This is a genomic window from Pseudonocardia acidicola, assembly GCF_012911935.1.
Taxonomy (GTDB): Bacteria; Actinomycetota; Actinomycetes; order Mycobacteriales; family Pseudonocardiaceae; genus Pseudonocardia; species Pseudonocardia acidicola.
Genome location: NZ_JAAXLA010000005.1, coordinates 92,289 through 109,106, shown reverse-complemented (window position 1 = coordinate 109,106; position 16,818 = coordinate 92,289). Strand labels below are relative to the sequence as shown.

The 16,818-nt window shown below is 69.7% G+C and carries 17 protein-coding genes and 1 pseudogene; 9 read left to right on the top strand and 9 right to left on the bottom strand.

Annotated features, from left to right (window positions below; translation table 11 throughout):
- Positions 1 to 10 precede the first annotated feature (10 nt).
- The 5 genes and pseudogenes from HF526_RS04600 to HF526_RS04580 all read left to right on the top strand — a co-directional run.
- Positions 11 to 1,666, top strand: coding sequence for a class I adenylate-forming enzyme family protein (locus HF526_RS04600; protein ID WP_169379979.1), 1,656 nt, complete (start codon positions 11 to 13; stop codon positions 1,664 to 1,666).
- A gap of 115 nt (positions 1,667 to 1,781) precedes the next feature.
- A complete protein-coding gene (locus HF526_RS04595) occupies positions 1,782 to 2,870 on the top strand; it encodes an SDR family oxidoreductase (RefSeq protein WP_169379978.1) in 1,089 nt (362 codons plus the stop codon).
- Between the two features lie 79 nt (positions 2,871 to 2,949).
- Entirely contained in the window at positions 2,950 to 3,969 is a 1,020-nt protein-coding gene (locus HF526_RS04590) for a phosphotransferase family protein (protein ID WP_211176777.1), read from the top strand.
- Positions 3,969 to 5,177, top strand: coding sequence for an acyl-CoA dehydrogenase family protein (locus tag HF526_RS04585; RefSeq protein WP_169379976.1), 1,209 nt, complete (start codon positions 3,969 to 3,971; stop codon positions 5,175 to 5,177). Before HF526_RS04590 ends, HF526_RS04585 begins: the two co-directional genes overlap by 1 nt.
- Positions 5,178 to 5,309: 132 nt before the next feature.
- A pseudogene (locus HF526_RS04580) lies at positions 5,310 to 5,719 on the top strand (transposase); the annotation flags it as partial.
- Between the two features lie 165 nt (positions 5,720 to 5,884).
- Here the strand turns inward: HF526_RS04580 and HF526_RS04575 are convergent.
- Positions 5,885 to 6,379, bottom strand: coding sequence for a 2'-5' RNA ligase family protein (locus HF526_RS04575; RefSeq protein WP_338051295.1), 495 nt, complete (start codon positions 6,377 to 6,379; stop codon positions 5,885 to 5,887).
- 240 nt (positions 6,380 to 6,619) lie between these two features.
- On the opposite strand from HF526_RS04575, the gene HF526_RS04570 reads away from it, so the two are divergent.
- A protein-coding gene (locus tag HF526_RS04570) for an IS3 family transposase (protein WP_169379973.1) occupies positions 6,620 to 7,785 on the top strand; the annotation gives its coding sequence in 2 pieces (ribosomal slippage) (positions 6,620 to 6,914 and positions 6,914 to 7,785; 1,167 coding nt in all).
- A 330-nt stretch (positions 7,786 to 8,115) separates the two neighbouring features.
- Here the strand turns inward: HF526_RS04570 and HF526_RS04565 are convergent.
- From HF526_RS04565 to HF526_RS04540, 6 genes are read right to left on the bottom strand one after another with little or no spacing between them, the layout of a single operon-like run.
- Positions 8,116 to 9,009 carry a 2-hydroxy-3-oxopropionate reductase gene (locus tag HF526_RS04565; RefSeq protein ID WP_169379972.1) on the bottom strand — a complete coding sequence of 298 codons (894 nt, stop codon included), beginning with the start codon at positions 9,007 to 9,009 and terminating at the stop codon, positions 8,116 to 8,118.
- Entirely contained in the window at positions 9,006 to 9,311 is a 306-nt protein-coding gene (locus HF526_RS04560; RefSeq protein ID WP_169379971.1) for an antibiotic biosynthesis monooxygenase, read from the bottom strand. Before HF526_RS04560 ends, HF526_RS04565 begins: the two co-directional genes overlap by 4 nt.
- Positions 9,308 to 10,165 (bottom strand): fumarylacetoacetate hydrolase family protein, encoded by an 858-nt coding sequence (locus HF526_RS04555; protein ID WP_169379970.1) that lies wholly within the window; start codon positions 10,163 to 10,165, stop codon positions 9,308 to 9,310. The genes HF526_RS04560 and HF526_RS04555 overlap by 4 nt, the downstream gene beginning before the upstream one ends.
- Before the next feature lie 15 nt (positions 10,166 to 10,180).
- The gene (locus HF526_RS04550) at positions 10,181 to 10,957 is read right to left on the bottom strand and encodes an alpha/beta fold hydrolase (RefSeq protein ID WP_169379969.1); all 777 of its coding nucleotides are present in this window, start codon (positions 10,955 to 10,957) and stop codon (positions 10,181 to 10,183) included.
- 4 nt (positions 10,958 to 10,961) lie between these two features.
- Positions 10,962 to 12,266, bottom strand: a complete 1,305-nt coding sequence (locus HF526_RS04545) for an amidohydrolase family protein (RefSeq protein WP_169379968.1) — start codon at positions 12,264 to 12,266, stop codon at positions 10,962 to 10,964.
- Between the two features lie 39 nt (positions 12,267 to 12,305).
- On the bottom strand, positions 12,306 to 12,668 hold the full coding sequence (locus HF526_RS04540; RefSeq protein WP_169379967.1) for a DUF1636 family protein: 363 nt from the start codon (positions 12,666 to 12,668) through the stop codon (positions 12,306 to 12,308).
- A gap of 154 nt (positions 12,669 to 12,822) precedes the next feature.
- Here HF526_RS04540 and HF526_RS04535 point away from each other — a divergent pair, with 154 nt between their 5' ends.
- The 3 genes from HF526_RS04535 (at position 12,823) to HF526_RS04525 (ending at position 16,296) form a co-directional block, all read left to right on the top strand.
- Positions 12,823 to 13,515, top strand: coding sequence for a GntR family transcriptional regulator (locus HF526_RS04535; protein ID WP_169379966.1), 693 nt, complete (start codon positions 12,823 to 12,825; stop codon positions 13,513 to 13,515).
- Positions 13,516 to 14,069: 554 nt separating this feature from the next.
- Complete coding sequence (locus HF526_RS04530; RefSeq protein WP_169379965.1) at positions 14,070 to 15,242, top strand: FAD-dependent oxidoreductase; 1,173 nt, start codon at positions 14,070 to 14,072, stop codon at positions 15,240 to 15,242.
- A gap of 412 nt (positions 15,243 to 15,654) precedes the next feature.
- Positions 15,655 to 16,296, top strand: a complete 642-nt coding sequence (locus HF526_RS04525) for a PIN domain-containing protein (RefSeq protein WP_169379964.1) — start codon at positions 15,655 to 15,657, stop codon at positions 16,294 to 16,296.
- A gap of 66 nt (positions 16,297 to 16,362) precedes the next feature.
- Here HF526_RS04525 and HF526_RS04520 read toward each other — a convergent pair whose 3' ends face one another.
- Positions 16,363 to 16,584, bottom strand: coding sequence for a hypothetical protein (locus HF526_RS04520; protein ID WP_169379963.1), 222 nt, complete (start codon positions 16,582 to 16,584; stop codon positions 16,363 to 16,365).
- Complete coding sequence (locus HF526_RS04515; protein ID WP_169379882.1) at positions 16,584 to 16,724, bottom strand: hypothetical protein; 141 nt, start codon at positions 16,722 to 16,724, stop codon at positions 16,584 to 16,586. The genes HF526_RS04520 and HF526_RS04515 overlap by 1 nt, the downstream gene beginning before the upstream one ends.
- Between the last annotated feature and the right edge of the window lie 94 nt (positions 16,725 to 16,818).

Below are 16,818 nucleotides of genomic sequence, written 5' to 3'. Positions count from 1 at the left end.
AGGCACTCCGATGAGCGTGTACGACGACAAGGCGTGGCTGGACCGGTACGCGCCGGGCCAGCCCGCAGAGATCACGGTCGAGTTCGACAACGCCGTCGAGATGTTCCGCGCATCGGTGGCCCGGTCCCCGGAGGCGGACGCCATCCGCTACTTCGACGGCCGGATCACCCTGCGCGAGCTCGACGAGCTGACCGACACCTTCGCCGCCGGGCTGGCCGACGCCGGGTTCGGCGCCGGGGAGCGGGTGGCGATCTACGCCCAGAACGTGCCGCAGTTCGTCATCGCCCAGATCGGGACCTGGAAGGCCGGTGGCATCGCGGTCTCGATCAACCCGATGAACAAGGAGCGTGAGCTCGAACAGCTCCTGACCGACTCCGGCGCGACGGTGCTGGTGTGCCTGGAGAGCCTGTATCGCGACGTCGCCGCCACGGTGGTGCCGAACACCGATGTGCGGACGGTGATCACCACCTCGGAGCTGGAGTACCAGACCCGCAACGACCCGCGGATCTTCGCCGGCGTCGAGCGCATCGCCTGCGCGGGCACCCTCGACATGGCCGAGCTGCTGCAGCGGTTCCGCGGCCAGGCCCCGCCTGCCGTCTCGCTCGGACCCGATGACGTGGCGTTCCTGACCTACACCTCCGGCACCACGGGCCCGCCGAAGGGCGCGATGACCACGCACCGCAACGTGGTGTTCAACGCCCAGACCTACCGGGACTGGATCGGCCTCGGCCCGGACGACGTGATCCTCGGCATCGCCCCGTTGTTCCACATCACCGGGCTGGTCGGCCACATCGCCATCTCGCTGCTGGTCGGGGCCCCCTTGGTGCTGATGTACCGGCTCGACCCGGCGGTGACGATCGAGACCATCCACGCCGAGCAGGCCACCTTCACGGTCGGCTCGATCACCGTGTTCATCGCGCTGATGAACGCGCCGAACGCGGACAAGGACGCCCTCGCGAGCCTGACGAAGATCTACTCCGGCGGCGCCCCGATCCCCCCGAGCACGGTCACGGCGTTCCAGGACACGTTCGGGCACTACATCCACAACATCTACGGGCTGACCGAGACGACCTCGCCCTCGCACGCCGTCCCGCTCGGCGCCGAGGCGCCGGTCGACCCGGCCTCCGGGGCGCTCTCGGTCGGGGTGCCGATCTACAACACCGTGGTCCGCATCGTCGACGACGAGGGCAAAGACCTGCCACCCGGCGAGATCGGCGAACTGGTCACCGCCGGCCCCCAGGTCGTGGCGGGGTACTGGAACAAGCCCGGCGAAACCGCGAAGGCGCTGCCCGACGGGGCGCTGCACACCGGCGACGTCGGCTACATGGACGCCCAGGGCTGGTTCTACATCGTCGACCGCAAGAAGGACCAGATCAACGCGGGCGGCTACAAGGTGTGGCCACGGGAGGTCGAGGACGTGCTCTACGAGCACGACGCGGTGCGCGAGGCCGCTGTGGTCGGGGTGCCGGACGAGTACCGCGGCGAGACCGTCAAGGCCTTCGTGAGCCTGCGCCCGGGTAAGACGGCCACTCCCGAGGAGCTGATCGCGTTCACCAAGGAACGCATGGCCGCCTACAAGTACCCGCGGCAGGTCGAGATCCTCGACGACATCCCCAAGACCGTCACCGGCAAGCTGCTCCGCCGCGAACTGCGCACCCGCGGCTAACTCCACGCGCCGGGCTCGCCCCCGTGGGCCCGGCGCACCGCTCGACACCCATTGCGGCGCCGGCCATCCGGCCGGCGCCGCAGTTTCTCCACGCCTACTCACAGGAGAGAGCGCAATGGCGAATACCGTTCTCATCGCCGGGGCCAGCGGTCTGGTCGGCGCCGCCACCGTCGACAAGTTCCTCGACGACGGCTGGGAGGTCATCGCGGTCTCCCGGCGCAAGCCCGAGGTGTTCAGCGACAAGCCCTTCCAGCACCTCCCGATCAACCTGCAGGACGAGGCCGGCACACAGGCGGCGGTCCAGGGGCTGAGCCGGGTCACGCACGTGGTCTACACCGCGGTCTACGAGAAGCCGGGCCTGATCGCGGGCTGGACCGAGCCGGACCAGATGGACACCAACCTGGCCATGCTGCGCAACCTGATCGAACCGCTGGCCGAGGTCGCGAATCTCAAGCACGTCACGCTGCTGCAGGGAACGAAGGCCTACGGCATCCACCTGCACCCGATGCCCGTGCCGGCCCGCGAGCGCTTCCCACGGGACGACCACGCGAACTTCTACTGGCTGCAGGAGGACTACATCAAGGACAAGTCCGCGGCCAAGGGCTTCGACGTCACGATCTTCCGCCCGCAGCTGATCGTCGGCCCGAGCACCGGCGTGGTGATGAACCTGCCCCCGGTCATCGGCGTCTACGCAGCGATCTGCAAGGAGGAGGGCCGCCCCTTCGGCTTCCCCGGCGGGATCCCCTACGTCTGGGAGGCCGTGGACTGCCGGCTGGTGGCCGGGGCGATCCGCTGGGCCGCCGAGACGCCCGCGGCGGCGGGCCAGCACTTCAACCTCACCAACGGCGAGGTCTTCGCCTGGCGTGACCTGTGGCCGGCGTTCGCCGAGGAGCTCGGCGTCGAGCTCGGCCCGGACAAGCCGGTGTCGCTGGGCGAGTACCTGCCCACCAAGGCCGACGTGTGGGACAAGATCGTCGCCAAGTACGGGCTGCGGCAGAACAGCATCACCGACATCCTCGGCGAGTCGCACCACTACGCCGACTTCTGCATGGCCTACGGCGCCGAGGAGCCCCCGCCTCCGGCCTTCGTCAGCACCGTGAAGATCAAGCAGGCCGGGTTCACCGAGACCTGGGACACCGAGGAATCCTTCCGGCACTGGCTGCGGGTCCTGATCGAGCGCCGCGTCCTCCCGCCGGCGAAGTGAGCCGCACGACGTGAACACCGTCCCGCGCGCGGGCCGTGCCGGAGCCACCGGCTCCGGCACGGCCCCCGCGGCTCCCGACCTGCCCGGACTCGACCTCACCGCCCTCGCGCGCCACCTGCGCCAGCTGCCCGACACCGGCGCACACCCGGCAGGCCCGCTGCGCGCCCGGCTACTCGCCGGCGGGCGCTCGAACCTCACCTACTCCGTCACCGACGACATCCACCGCTGGGTGCTACGCCGCCCCCCGCTTGGGCACGTGCTGGCCACGGCGCACGACATGAGCCGCGAACACCGCGTGCTCACCGCGCTGGCCGACTCGGCGGTCCCGGTGCCGCGCACCGTGACCCGCTGCGACACCTCCGATGTCATCGGGGCGCCCTTCTACCTCATGGAGCACGTCGACGGCATCGTCCACCGCGACGACGACCAGCTCGCCGCATGCTCCCGCGCCACGGCCACGAAGATGGCCGACGCCCTGATCGACGCCCTCGTGGCGCTGCACACTACCGATCCCGCGGCCGTCGGCCTCTCAGACTTCGGACGGCCCGCCGGCTACCTCGACCGTCAGCTGCGCCGCTGGCGAGCCCAGCTCGACGCCTCCTGCTCCCGCGAGATCCCCGGATTCGACCGGCTCGGTGACCGGCTCGTCGCCACCACCCCGCCGCAGGCGCCGGCCGCGATCGTGCACGGCGACTACCGGCTCGACAACGTCATCATCGACGCCCACGGCCCGGCGCGGGTGCGCGCGGTCCTGGACTGGGAGATGGCCACGCTCGGGGATCCCCTCACCGACCTCGCCGCCACCATCATGTTCTGGGACGGGGTCAGCGGTCTGGAGACCGTCATCACCGCCACCCCGGGCGACCATCCTGCGTTTCCGCGCCGCGCCCGACTGCTCGACCGGTACGCGACCGGCACCGGAGCCGACCTCGGCGCGCTGTCCTGGTACCTCGCCTTCGCCCACTACAAGCTCGCGGTGATCTGCGAGGGCATCCATTACCGGCACACCCGCGGCGAGACCGTCGGGGCCGGCTTCGACCGCATCGGCGGCCTGGTGCCGCACGTCGTCGAGCGCGGTCACGCCTGCCTGGAGGATTGATGGACTTCGGCCACGACCCGAAGACCGAGCACCTGCGCGAGCAGCTGCTCGAGTTCATGGACAGCCACGTCTACCCGGCCGAGCCGGTGTTCCACGAACAGACCGCCGGCGCAGAGAACCGATGGGACCGGCCACCGGTGATGGCCGAGCTGACCCGTGAGGCCCGCCGCCGCGGGCTGTGGAACCTGTTCCTGCCCGACCCCCGTTACGGCCCCGGGCTCAGCCACGCCCAGTACGCCCCACTCGCCGAGATCACCGGTCGCAGTCCGCTCATCGCCCCCGAGGCGCTGAACTGCGCCGCTCCCGACACCGGGAACATGGAACTGCTGGCCATCGCCGCCACCGAGCAGCAGCGCCAGGACTGGTTGGAGCCGTTGCTCGACGCCCGGATCCGATCCGCGTTCTGCATGACCGAGCCCGACGTGGCCAGCTCCGACGCCACCAACATCAGCACCCGTATCACCCCCGACGGCGACGGCTTCACCATCACCGGCCGCAAATGGTGGTCCACCGGCGCCCTCGCCCCGCAATGCCGGCTGCTCATCGTCATGGGCGTGACCGACCCCGACGCCCCCGCCCACCGCAGACAGTCCATCGTGCTCGTCCCGCGGGACACCCCCGGAGTCGAGGTGCTCCGCGGCCTGGAGGTCTTCGGCTTCGACGACGGCGCCCACGGCGGCCACGCCGAGATCGTCTTCGACGGCGCCCGGGTCCCCGCGGCCAATCTGCTCGGTGAACGCGGCGGCGGTTTCGCCCTCGCCCAGGCCCGCCTCGGCCCGGGCCGCATCCACCACTGCATGCGCCTGATCGGCATGGCCGAACGAGCCCTGGAACTCATGTGCGACCGCGCCAACCGCCGGGTCGCGTTCGGTAAACCACTCGCCGACCAGGGCATCATCCGACACTGGATCGCCGAATCCCGCGTCCGGATCGAGCAACTGCGGCTGCTCACCCTCAAGGCCGCCTGGATGATGGACACCGCCGGCGCCAAGGCCGCCCGCACCGAGATCAGCGCTATCAAGGTCGCCGCACCCGGCACCGTGCAATGGATCATCGACAAGGCCATCCAGGTGCACGGCGGCGCCGGCGTCAGCCAGGACCTGCCCCTGGCAATGCTGTGGTCGCAGGCCCGCTACCTACGCCTCGCCGACGGACCCGACGAGGTTCATCGCGATGCCCTGGCCCGTCGGGAACTCGCCGCTCGCTGAAGGGAGCATCAGGCCACCTCATCCAGCACCAACCTGGCCGCCCTACTCAGGCCCGCTGCCTTAAGACCTGGTGTCATAACCTGGCGTGTCGGTACGTGATCTGCACGCCTTGATCGTTGATCTTCATTCGGCGTGGCGGTACGCAAGCAGCAGCGGTTGGTCGAGGATCGGCTCCGGGAGCTGATCGAGCCGTTGATCCCGCCCCGTCCTGCGGCCCGGGTGGGCGCCCGCGCATCGACGACCGGGCCGCGCTGGAGGGGATCCTGTTCGTGCTGCACACCGGCTGCCGGTGGCGCGACCTGCCCCCGCAGCTGGGCTGCGGCTCCGGGCACACCGCGTGGCGTCGGCTGCGGGAGTGGGAGGCCGCCGGGGTCTGGGACCGGCTGCACCGGCGGGTGCTCGACGAGCTGTCCGAGGCCGAACTGCTGGACTGGTCACGCGCCCGCATCGACGCGGTGTCGGTGCGGGCGAAGTCGGTGCGGGCGAAAAGGGGGGGCGAGCTGACCGGTCGCAACCCGACCGACCGGGGTAAGGCCAGCAGCATCCACGGACAACACCCCCTCAGTGTCGAGCAGAGGGGGTCAATCCCAATCCGACGCTAGGGGGTCAGTCTGGAGCCGCCGTCGACAGTTGGCGAGAGTCTCGCAGGCCTTCGCTGACCGGCGCATCGCTGCAACCGAGGATCGAACCGCTGCGGGATATTGACCTCACCGACCGCCAAACGGAAGTCTGCTGCGAATCGCCCAGCCTCCCTCACCGAGTACTGCGACCTGGAGTTCCGCAAGCCGCGACTTGATCGGCAAGAGCGGTTCGACAAGGCGCACGATCGCGTCCCGATCCGCTTCCTGGGGGCCGAGAGCGATGCTCACGTGGGCCGAGGCGTCCGCGTACTTCCCACCGTAGGGGGGAATGTCGGGCCACCTCGCCCAGACCGCCTCGAGTAGTCGTTGCACCTGGTCGGGCGGCTCGGGGGCCAGGTAGATCAACCCGGGTCGCGCCCGGCAACGTGCGAAGCGCACGGGAAGCGGCGCGAGACCGTCCACGATCCGGGCGCACGCCTCGATGACCGACGCGTCCAACTCGTCGGCCGGCACGAACGGATACAGCACCGTGAGATGCGCGGGAAGACCCTCGCGCACCGTGTCCGGGTACTGGGCTGCCACCGCCGTCAGCAGCGGATCAGCAGCAGGAACCGGCAGCACCAACGCTGTCTGTCCTGGTTGAGGCACGTGATCTTGATACCAGGGTATGCCCCACGTGCGCGGCCGTGGCGTCGACGCCCAGCGGACGTGGCCGATGAACTCGGGGCCCGTCGGGACCGGCCGTCGGCCTCGGTCAAGCCGGTGACGGGCCGCAGCACGCCGAGCCCCTGGTGGGGACTGCCCCCGGTTCGGTTGACTCCTTGCCTGTGAGGCTGCGGCCTCGCTGGAAGGATCAGCATCGTGCCCAAGCCGTTCCCGGCGGAGTTCCGTCGTGACGTCATCGCCGTGGCTCGCAAGGGCGAGGCGTCGATGGCGCAGATCGCCCGGGACTTCGGGATCTCGGAGTCCTGTCTGCAGCGCTGGCTGAAGATCGCCGACCGCGAGGACGGACTCGCGCCGCCGGCCTCAACCGATCGGGGCGGGGGAAGCAAGGACGAGTCGGCGGAGCTGCGGGAGTTGCGCCGGCGCAACAAGCTGCTGGAGCAGGAGAACGAGATCCTGCGGCGGGCGACGGCCTACTTCGCCCGCGACGTGCTCCCACAATGAGCTACCCGCTGGTCGGTGTACTCGCCGCCGAGAAGATCCCCGTCGCGGTGTCCTGCCGGGTACTGGGCTTCTCGAAACAGGCCTACTACGCCTGGTGCAAGAACCCGGTGAGTCAGCGCGACTGGGACGACGCACACCTGATCAACGCCGCCTACGACATCCACGCCGACGACCCCGCGTTCGGCTACCGGTTCATCGCCGACGAGCTGCGCGAACGCGGCCTGACGGTGGGCGAGAACCGGGTCGCCCGGCTGTGCTCGCAACAGCAGATCTGGTCGGTCTTCGCCACGAAGCCCGGCCTGACCCGCAAGGCCGGCCCGCCGGTGCACGACGACCTGGTCGACCGCCAGTTCACCGCCACCGCGCCCAATGCCCTCTGGCTGACCGACATCACCGAACACCGCACGGCCGAGGGCAAGCTCTACCTCTGCGCGATCAAGGACGTCTACTCCGGGCGGATCGTCGGCTACTCCATCGACTCCCGCATGAAGGCCTCCCTCGCGGTGGCGGCGCTGCGCAACGCCATCATCCGGCGAGACCCGGTCGGCACCGTGGTCCACTCCGACCGCGGCAGTCAGTTCCGCTCGAATGCCTTCGTCCGAACCTTGAACAACAACGGGCTGGTCGGGTCGATGGGCCGGGTCGGCGCCTGCGCCGACAACGCCGCGATGGAGTCCTTCTTCGCTCTCCTGCAGAAAAACGTCCTCGACCGCCAGCGCTGGACCACCCGCGAAGAACTCCGGCTGGCGATCATCACCTGGATCGAGAGGACCTACCACCGCCGCCGCCGGCAACGCCGCCTCGGCCGACTCACACCCGTCGAATACGAGACACTCACCCACGCCGCTACCGCGGCCTGACCGCCGCACCCGACGAGTCAACTGAACTCGGGGCAGTCCCGTCGAGGAGCGTGCGTAACCGCCCGCTACACGGAATGAGAAGACGCCCCACCCGGGCCGACCTGCTGGCCCGGCTCGGACGGATCACAGAAGCCCTCGCCTCCTGCGACGAGGCGATCGCCCTGACCGCCAACCAGACCGAGCGGGCCTTCCTGCAACGCCGCCGTTCCAGCTCAGGCCTGGACCCGCCACACCCCCACGCCGGAGGGAGATCACGCAGGACGGAGGCTGAGCATGTGCCGATGCCACCCTCGGGAGCACGCTCGTGTGCGGGTGAGGCAGTCCGCGCGGTCAGGACCTGGCCCGGCCGGACAGCTCGTCGACGAGCAGCCGCAACGCGGAGTGGTCCAGCGATCCGTGTCCACGCGCACGCAGGGCTCCCATCAGCTGGGCAACGACTACCCCGAGCGGGATGGCGACGCCGGCCTCGCGGGCCGCGGCGGTGACGATGCCGAGGTCCTTGTGGTGCAGGTCGACGCGGAACCCGGGTGTGTAGTCGCCGGCGATCATCCCGGCCGCCTTGCGGTCCAGGATCCGGTTTCCCGCAAGACCACCGGCGAGAACTTTCACCGCGGCCTCCGCATCGACGCCGTGCGCATCGAGGAACACCAACGCCTCGGCGACCAGCTCGATCGTGCCAGCCACGATGAGCTGGTTGGCGGCCTTCACCGTCTGACCGGACCCCGCGGGACCGACGTGCACGACGGTGGTGCCCATGGCCTCGAGGATCGGGCGGGCCGCGTCGACGTCGGCGGCCGCGCCGCCGACCATGATCGACAGGCTGCCCTCGATCGCCCCGGCCTCACCACCGGAGACCGGCGCGTCAACAGCACGGATGCCCTTGTCGGCTGCTGCGGCGGCCATGCGCACCGTGACGTCGGGCCGGATCGTGCTGGCGTCGATCCACAACGCCCCGGACGCGGCGTGCTCGAGCACACCGTCCTCACCGGCCACGACCTGCTCGACGTCCGGCGAGTCGGGCAGCATCGTGACGATGACGTCGGCGTCGTGGACCGCGGCGGCGATCGTCTCCGCGCCGCGTCCGCCCTGCTCGACGAAATTCGCGACCTTGGCGGGGCTTCTGTTGTAGCCGATGACGTCGTAACCGGCCCTGAGCAGGTTGTTCGCCATCGGTCCGCCCATGATGCCGAGACCGAGGACGGCGACGGCCGTGGACGACCTCATGTCTGGGACCGTTGGTCGGGCAGTGGGCGGTAGAGGCGCGGTTCGCGGCTCTCGAGCAACGGGAACAGCCCGTTGACCGCCAGCGTGGTGAAGTGCTCGGAACTGCGATGCGCTTCGAGTCCGGCGTCGTCGCGGTAGCGCTCGTAGAGCAGGAACTCCTGCGGGTCCTCCTCCGAGCGGTGCACGCGGAACGTCAGGCATCCCGGTTCCTGCGCGCTCGCGGCGGTGAGCTCACCGAACAGCGTGACCGCCTCGTCTTCCCGGCCGGGCCGAACGCGATAGGTGACGACGGCGCAGATCACGCCTTGTCCCACGCGACGAGCTGTTGACGCTGCCGCCCGAGCTTCTCGATCTCGACCTCGACGACGTCTCCCTCCTGCAGGTAGGGGAACCGGCCGCCGAGCGCGACACCACCCGGCGTGCCGGTCAGGACGATGTCGCCGGGCTCCAGGATCATGTACTGCGACAGGTCCGAGACGAGCCACGCCGCCTTGAAGATCATGTCCTTGGTGTTGGAGTCCTGGCGGGGTTCCCCGTTGACGAAGGACCGGATGTCGAGCACCTGCGGGTCGATCTCGTCCGCGGGCACGAGCACCGGGCCGACGGGGCAGAACGTCGCGGCTGTCTTGCCCTTGGTCCACTGCCCACCGGACCTGTTGTTCTGCAGGTCGCGTTCCGACACGCCGTTGCTGATCGTATAACCGGCGATGTACTGCTGCGCTTCCTCGGGGGAGTCGACGTACTGCGCGCGGCGGCCAATGACCACCGTGAGCTCGACCTCCCAGTCGGTGTGCGTGCACCCGCGCGGTATCGCGACGTCGTCGTAGGGGCCGACGACGGTGTTGGGGTGCTTGAGGAACACCACCGGGTGTTCCGGGGTGGACAGGCCGCACTCGGCGACGTGTGCGGCGTAGTTCTGCCCGACGCAGATCACGGCGCCGGGCCGCGCGACCGGCGCACCGACGCGCTCGTTCTCCCAACCGCTGATGACCGGGAGCGACCCGTCCGCCAGTGCGGTTCGGGTGCGACCGATCCCGCCGTCGTCGAAGAAGATGCCGTCGATGTCGTTCGTCAGCGAGGACATGTCGTGGACCGTGTCGCCCTGACGGACGACAGGACGCTCATGTCCGCGCGGACCGAGGCGCATGAATTCCATGGTGATCTCTCCGGGTCAGTGGGCAGCGGGGCCGAAGTAGAAGTTCAGCAGCAGGTCGGTGACCTCGACAGGACGTTCGAGGGTGAGCCAGTGCGCGCACCGGGACAGCACCTCGAGGTGCGAGCCCTTGATGCGGTCGGCCAGTGCTCGTGCGACCGGCGGTGGCCCGGTCAGGTCCTCGTCGCCGGTGATCAGCAACGTGGGGCAGTCGATGTGCTCGACCTCGGCGGGCTCGCTCGCCGCCGTGGCTTCGCAAATCTGCGCGTAGCCCTCGGGGTCCTGCCGCATGACCAGTTCCCGGACGAACGCGGCGACCTCCGGCCGGTTGGTCCGGGTGCTGGCCGACGTGGCGACCTCGACGGTCGCGTCGGCGATGGAAACCATGCCCTGCTCACGGGCCGTCGTTGCGCGCTGCCGCAGTCCGGCGCGACCCTGCTCGGACGGGGCACCGAGCGGACCGAGCAGGGCCAAGCTGCGCACCAGGCCCGGATGCCCGACGGCGAGGTGCTGGGCGAGGACCGAGCCGTAGGACCACCCGACGACGTCGACCGGCGCGCCGCCGCCGTGCTGGTCGATCACCGCGACGAGGTCCTCCACCAGCGTCGCGGTACTGATCGTGCCGGTCGTCGCGCTGCGGCCGGATCCGCGGAGGTCGGGCCGGATGACGGTGAAGAATCGGCTCAGGGCGCCCACCTGCGGGCCGAAGATGTTGCCGGTGGCCCCGATGCCGGGGATGAGGAGAAGCCCGGGGCCGGACCCCGTGACCTCGACTGCTACGTCGTGCACTGCCATCGTTCTAGGCGATCCTCTCAGCGGTCTCGACGGTCGCGCCACGATCGGCGGCCGCCGGGTCGAAGTAGCGCAGGTCGCGCTTGTGGATGACGCCGTCCTTGAGCACCATCACGATGTTGTCGCGGTCCTGCAGGATGCGGATGTCGTCGAGCGGGTCGCCGTCGACGAGGAGGACGTCGGCGAGCCAGCCCTCCTTGATCATCCCGAGGTTGTCGATACCCATGCACTCGCCGCCCCACTTGGTGGCCGACATGAGCGTGTAGGTGGGGGAGAAGCCGAGCAGCTCGACGAAGTGTTCGAGGTCGCGGGCGTTGTTGCCGATCGGGTTCCAGGCGAACCCGTAGTCGCCGCCCGGCATGATGCGCAGCCCGCGCTTCTGCAGCTCCGCGTACACGCCGGGGCACGTATCGAGCATCTTCTTGTAGCCGATGACCTCGTTCACCTCGGGGGTCAGGCCCCACGGGCTGCCCTCGTGGACCGAGGCGTAGATCATGCCGATCGCCGGCGCGAGGAAGATCGAGTCCTTCTTCTCCTCCAGCAGATCGAACGTCTCACCTTCGATGTAGTCGCAGTGGTAGATGTTGCGGAACCCGTACTTGAGGGCCAGCTTGACCGAGCTGTCCGACCGGGCATGGGCCGCCATCCACAACCCACGCAGCTGCGCCTCCTGCGCGGCGGCGGCGACCTCCTGCTCGGTGTATGCGGTCTGCTCACCGTTGCCAGGGCGGACGAACCCGTCGCCGGACAGGTTCAGCTTGATCACGTCGACGCCCTCGCGCCAGGCCGTACGGATGATCTTCCGCATTTCCAGCTCGCCGTCGGCGATGAGGGAGAACGTGGTGCGGTCCTGGTGGTAGAGCCGGGCGTCGCCGAGCCCCCCGGTGCAGGTGATCTCCGGCGACGCGGCGCGGATGCGGGGGCCGGGGAACTGGCCGGAGTCGATCGCGTTGCGCACGACCACGTCGGTGCGCATCCGGGCGGAGGCGGCCGAGTACAGCGAGGTGAAGCCGGACATCAGCATCAGCTCGGCGGCCTTGATCGTGTTGAGGACGTTCTCCTCGGGGGGGATGTCGCCCTGCTGCTCGAGCGTGGCCACGTTGCCGTAGCTCAGGTGCGAGTGCGCCTCGACCAGACCGGGCATCAGGAACGCGCCCTTGCCGTCGATCCGCTCGGCGTCGGGGGCCTCGATGGCGCCGACGGTGTGCTCGACCCGGGTGATGAGGTTGTCCTCGACGAGCACCTCGCCCGGCAGCGCCGGGCCGTCGGAGCCGTCGAAGACCTTGACGTTCGTGAACAACAATCGTGCCACGCTGCACTCTCCTTGTTCTGTGGGCTTCCTGACGTGCGCTTACGGTCGTGCTGAGCTACGTGGGCCGCGCTTGGGGGCGACCCCCGAGATCGCTGGTCGAAGATCGGCCGGCACGTCCCACTCGCCGGGATCGCCGGTCGGGGACGCGTCGTAGGCGGCGCATGCCGTCCGCAGGTCGGCGACCTGTTCGGCGGCGAGCCCGGAGAACCGGACGCGCGACTTGCCGATGCCGTCCAGCGCGACGTTGCCCGGCAGGTCGCAGGCGCCCAGGCAGTTCACGTACAGCGCCTTGGTGGGTGCCTCGTCGTCGGCGGCCGGCGCGCGGGTGACAGCGCGGACCGCGTCTCCGAACGACCCGGTGTCGCGGCGATCGCGGGGGCACGTCCTGCAGACCAGAAGCATGCAGCTCCTCCTTGAGCTCCTCCTTGAGCTTCGCTGACGACGACTCCGGCCACGGCCGCACTCGATCGATGGTTCAGAAGGTATGTGGCGGCCGACACGGCGGCAAGCATTTATCGATAATCGATGGTAAGTGATCTTGGGCTACCCTCGAGCCGTGAGCAGTGCAGACGAGACCCCGGGCGTGGGGCGGGAGACGCTCGCCAACCGCATCCGGGACGCCCTCGTCAGGCGCATCACCTCGGGTGCGATCGAGCCGGGCACCCGGCTCGTCGAGACCGCGATCGCCGCCGAATACGGCACCAGCCAGGCCCCGGTGCGGGAGGCGCTGCGCGCGCTCGAGGCCATGCGGATGGTCGAGGTCCGGCCCCGCCGTGGAACCTTCGTTCGCCCCTTCATCCAGCAGACCCTGCGCGAGAGCTACGTAGTGCGCGCAGCTCTCGAGGAGACGGCGACACGCTTGGCGATACTCAGCGGGTCGCTGCCGCTCGATGCGCTACACGCCGACATCGACGCCATGCGCGCCGCCGCGGAGTCCGACGACGCCGACGCCTCCTCGGCGGCGAGTGTCGCCTTCCACCGGCACATCGTGGAGGCGGCGCACAACGGGCTGCTGCTGCACTCGTGGGAAGCGCTCCAGATCGGCATCCGCACGTCGGCGACCATCGTGGCCGCGGATCTCGACCTCGGCGCCATCGCCGACGAGCACCAGGAGCTGCTGGTCGTGCTCGAACGCGGCGATCTCGAGGAAGCGTGCGAACGCGCCCGCGACCATCAGTGGCACTACGCCGACCTCCCGCACGACGCGCGAGGACGGGCGAAGGACTCCCCGTCGGGGCGAGTCGGATGACGATACGAGACCCCTGGTCGACGTCCACGCGCACTTCCTCACCCGCGGGTACGTGGTGGCGGCGACCGCAGCCGGGCACCACAGCCCCGACGGGCCGCCCGCCTGGCCCAGGTGGTCGATCGACGAGAAACTCGACCTCATGGACCGCACGGGCATCGAGGTCGCCATGCTGTCGATCTCCGGTCCCGGCACGTATTTCGGCGACGATGCCGCTGCCCGGGCCCTCGCTCGGCACGTCAACGACGACGCCGCCGCACTCGTCGATCGACATCCGGGACGGGTTCGGTCAGGAGGTGGTCGAGCGGGCCCGCGTGCACCGGCTGCATCCGGGGGCCGCGACCCCGCGCCAGCGGTACGGCCTGGCTCGTTCACTGTCATAATCTAGATTATCGGCATTGAATATCGTTGTTGGTAGAGCGGGGGATCGTGCATCCAATGCGTAAACCGGGCCTGCGTCAAGTGCTCGTGGAGCTGGCAGGCACCTTGGAGAGGGTGAAGCAGCGCGGTCTCGCTCCGGCAGCCGATTCCGGGGCACGCACGGATGAAGGGACGTCATGACCCCGGTTGTGATCATCGGCGGTGGGATCGCCGGGGTGGCAACGGCCCTGGCCCTGCAGAAGGCCGGCCTCGACGCCACCGTCTACGAGGCCCATCCCCACAACAGCCAGGACGGCGGGGCCTTCCTGACGCTGGCCAGCAACGGGATGCGCGCCCTGCAGCAGATCGACGCCGACGCGGTGGTCGCCGAGGCTGGCCCACCCCTGACTACCATGCGCGTCTGCAACGGCGCGGGAACCGAGGTGGCGACCGTCCCGCTCGGGGACCACCAGGATCCCGCCACGCGGTACCGATACCTCACCCGGGCGGGTCTGTGCGCCGCACTGCAACAGGAAGCCCAGCGTCGCGGCATCCCGATCCAGCGGGACAAACGGCTGATCCGCGTGATCCAGCACCGGGGCGGGGTGACGGCGGACTTCCACGACGGCACCCGCGCCGCCGGCGAGATCCTGATCGGCGCCGACGGCCTCAACTCCACTGTCCGGGCTCTGATCGACCCGGCCGCCCCGGCACCGCGCTACGTCGGGCAGCGCGTCTTCTACGGCTACTCACGCAACACGGTCCGCAGCAACCCGGACTGCTTCCAGGTCATCCGCGGCGCCGCCGCCTTCGGCTACATCGTCACCGAGCAGCAGGACACCTGGTGGTTCGCCCGGGTCGTCGACGACGAGCTGCCCCGCCGCGCCCTCACCTCCGGCACCACCACCCGCTGGAAGGCCGAACTGTCCGCCCTGCTGCAGCACGAGGCGACCCCGGCGGCCGGCATCGTCGACGCCGCCCGGCGGGTGCTGGTTACCAATGCCTACGACCTGGCCGACGTGCCCACCTGGCACCGCACCCGGGTGATCGTCATCGGGGATGCCGCGCACGCCGCCTCCCCCGCCACCGGGCAGGGCGCCTCCATGGCCTTGGAGGACGCGGTCGTCCTGGCCAAGGCGCTGCGCGATCGACCGGATCCCGCCGGCGCGTTCGCCACCTATGAGCAGCTCCGCCGCGAACGCGTGCAAGCCAACATCACCGCCAGCGCTCGGATGAGCGCGCCGGACCCGACCAAGGGCAGGACAGCCCCCCGGCCACCTCGATCCCCCGGAATCCCCGATGAAGCCCTGACCGCTCAACTCGACTGGCACGTTCCCCTGGCGCCGCCGTCTCGCACACGTGGCGCCTGACGCCCAGGGTCTGAATCAGGTGAAGGTGAGGCGGTGAGCTGCGAGTTCTCCGTCGGCTGGGCAGATCATGCAAGGAACGAGCTGCGATCACCGCGATCCCGAAGAAGGGTGCTGGCCACCCACCTCGCGGGTTGACATTACGACGCCGACCGGTCCCGCCCAGTCGGACCGCGAGCCTTCCCGCGGCTCGCGCGGGCCTAGCAACCCTGCACGCTCGCCGCGCCCTGGGCCGGCGGCGCGGCGAGCGCCAGTCCTGACCTGCATGGGAGCCACTGTCCACGATGGCTCGATAGGCAGAGCACATCTGAGCACATCTGTGTATAGTTAGACCCCTAGTTCCCCGCCGTCCTCCGGGACTGGCGGGGCTTTTTCGTGGGGGGACACCATCACCGGTCTTCTGCGCGCTGCTGTCGTGATCGACTACCAGAACGTCCACCTGACCGGCCACGAGCTGTTCGAGCCCTACCTCCGTCGGCACGAGACCCTGGTCGACCCGCTGCACTTCTGCAACCAGCTCATCCGGGTCCGCAACGAGCGCCAGAAGCCAGGCATGGCCCACGCCACCCTGTCGCGGGTACGCGTCTACCGCGGCGAGCCGTCGCCCATGCACGACCCGAACGGCCACGCCCGGAACCAGGCGCAGAAGGCCCAGTGGGAGCGCGACCCGCGGGTACGGGTCCAGATGCGCCCGCTCAAGTACGAGTACGAACGCGACGCGACCGGGCGGAAGGCCTCTGGCCCGGACGGCAAGTGGATCGTCAAGGGCTCGCCCCGGGAGAAGGGCGTCGACGTCCTCTGCGCGCTCGCGCTCGTCCGCGAGGCCCGCCAGCACGACATCGATCTGGTGATCCTCGCGTCCCACGACAGCGACCTGGACCCGGCGCTCGACGAGGCCGCCGCGCTCGGTATGGCGAAGGTGGAGACGTTCTGCTGGGTCGACCCCACGCAGCGGCACCGGTCGCGGATGAAGCGGCAGACTCAGCGCTCGCTGTGGTTCACACCCCTCGGGCCGACGGAGTTCGCGGACTGCCGCGACCTCACCGACTACAAGTAACCGGAACGCGCCGGCCCCGGCCACCGGGGAGCGGCGGCGCCGGCGCGTCTGTGAGACGAGCTCGAGTTACAGCAGCAGCTGCGACACCGGGAGCTGCGGAGGCACCGGCAGGTCGGGCATCGGGACCCTCACGGCCAGGACCAGCACGGTCAGCATGCCGAGCAGCACCAGCAGCAGGCTGATGATCCACATCAGCCTGCGGTAAGGCTCACGGTTGTGGGGCAGCAGGACCGGCCCGGCCAGGCAGAGCGCCTGGTAGGCGACCTGCGGCCAGCCGATTCCCGCCATCAGATCGGGGAATGCGATTGCTGGCCCTCGCGGTCGGCATCGGGCTGCAGGTGATGGCCGCTCTGATGGAGGAAGACGTGAGCACGGCGTGCGGGCCGAAGGGCCGCCACGACCCTGACGAGCACGATGCCGATGAGCATGCCTCAGTCTGCTCCGTACCGGTGGTGTTGCGGCCCGGGTCGCGATCGGTCCCCAGCAGGTACCTGAACCGACAGAGAGGGGGAAGAGAGGGAC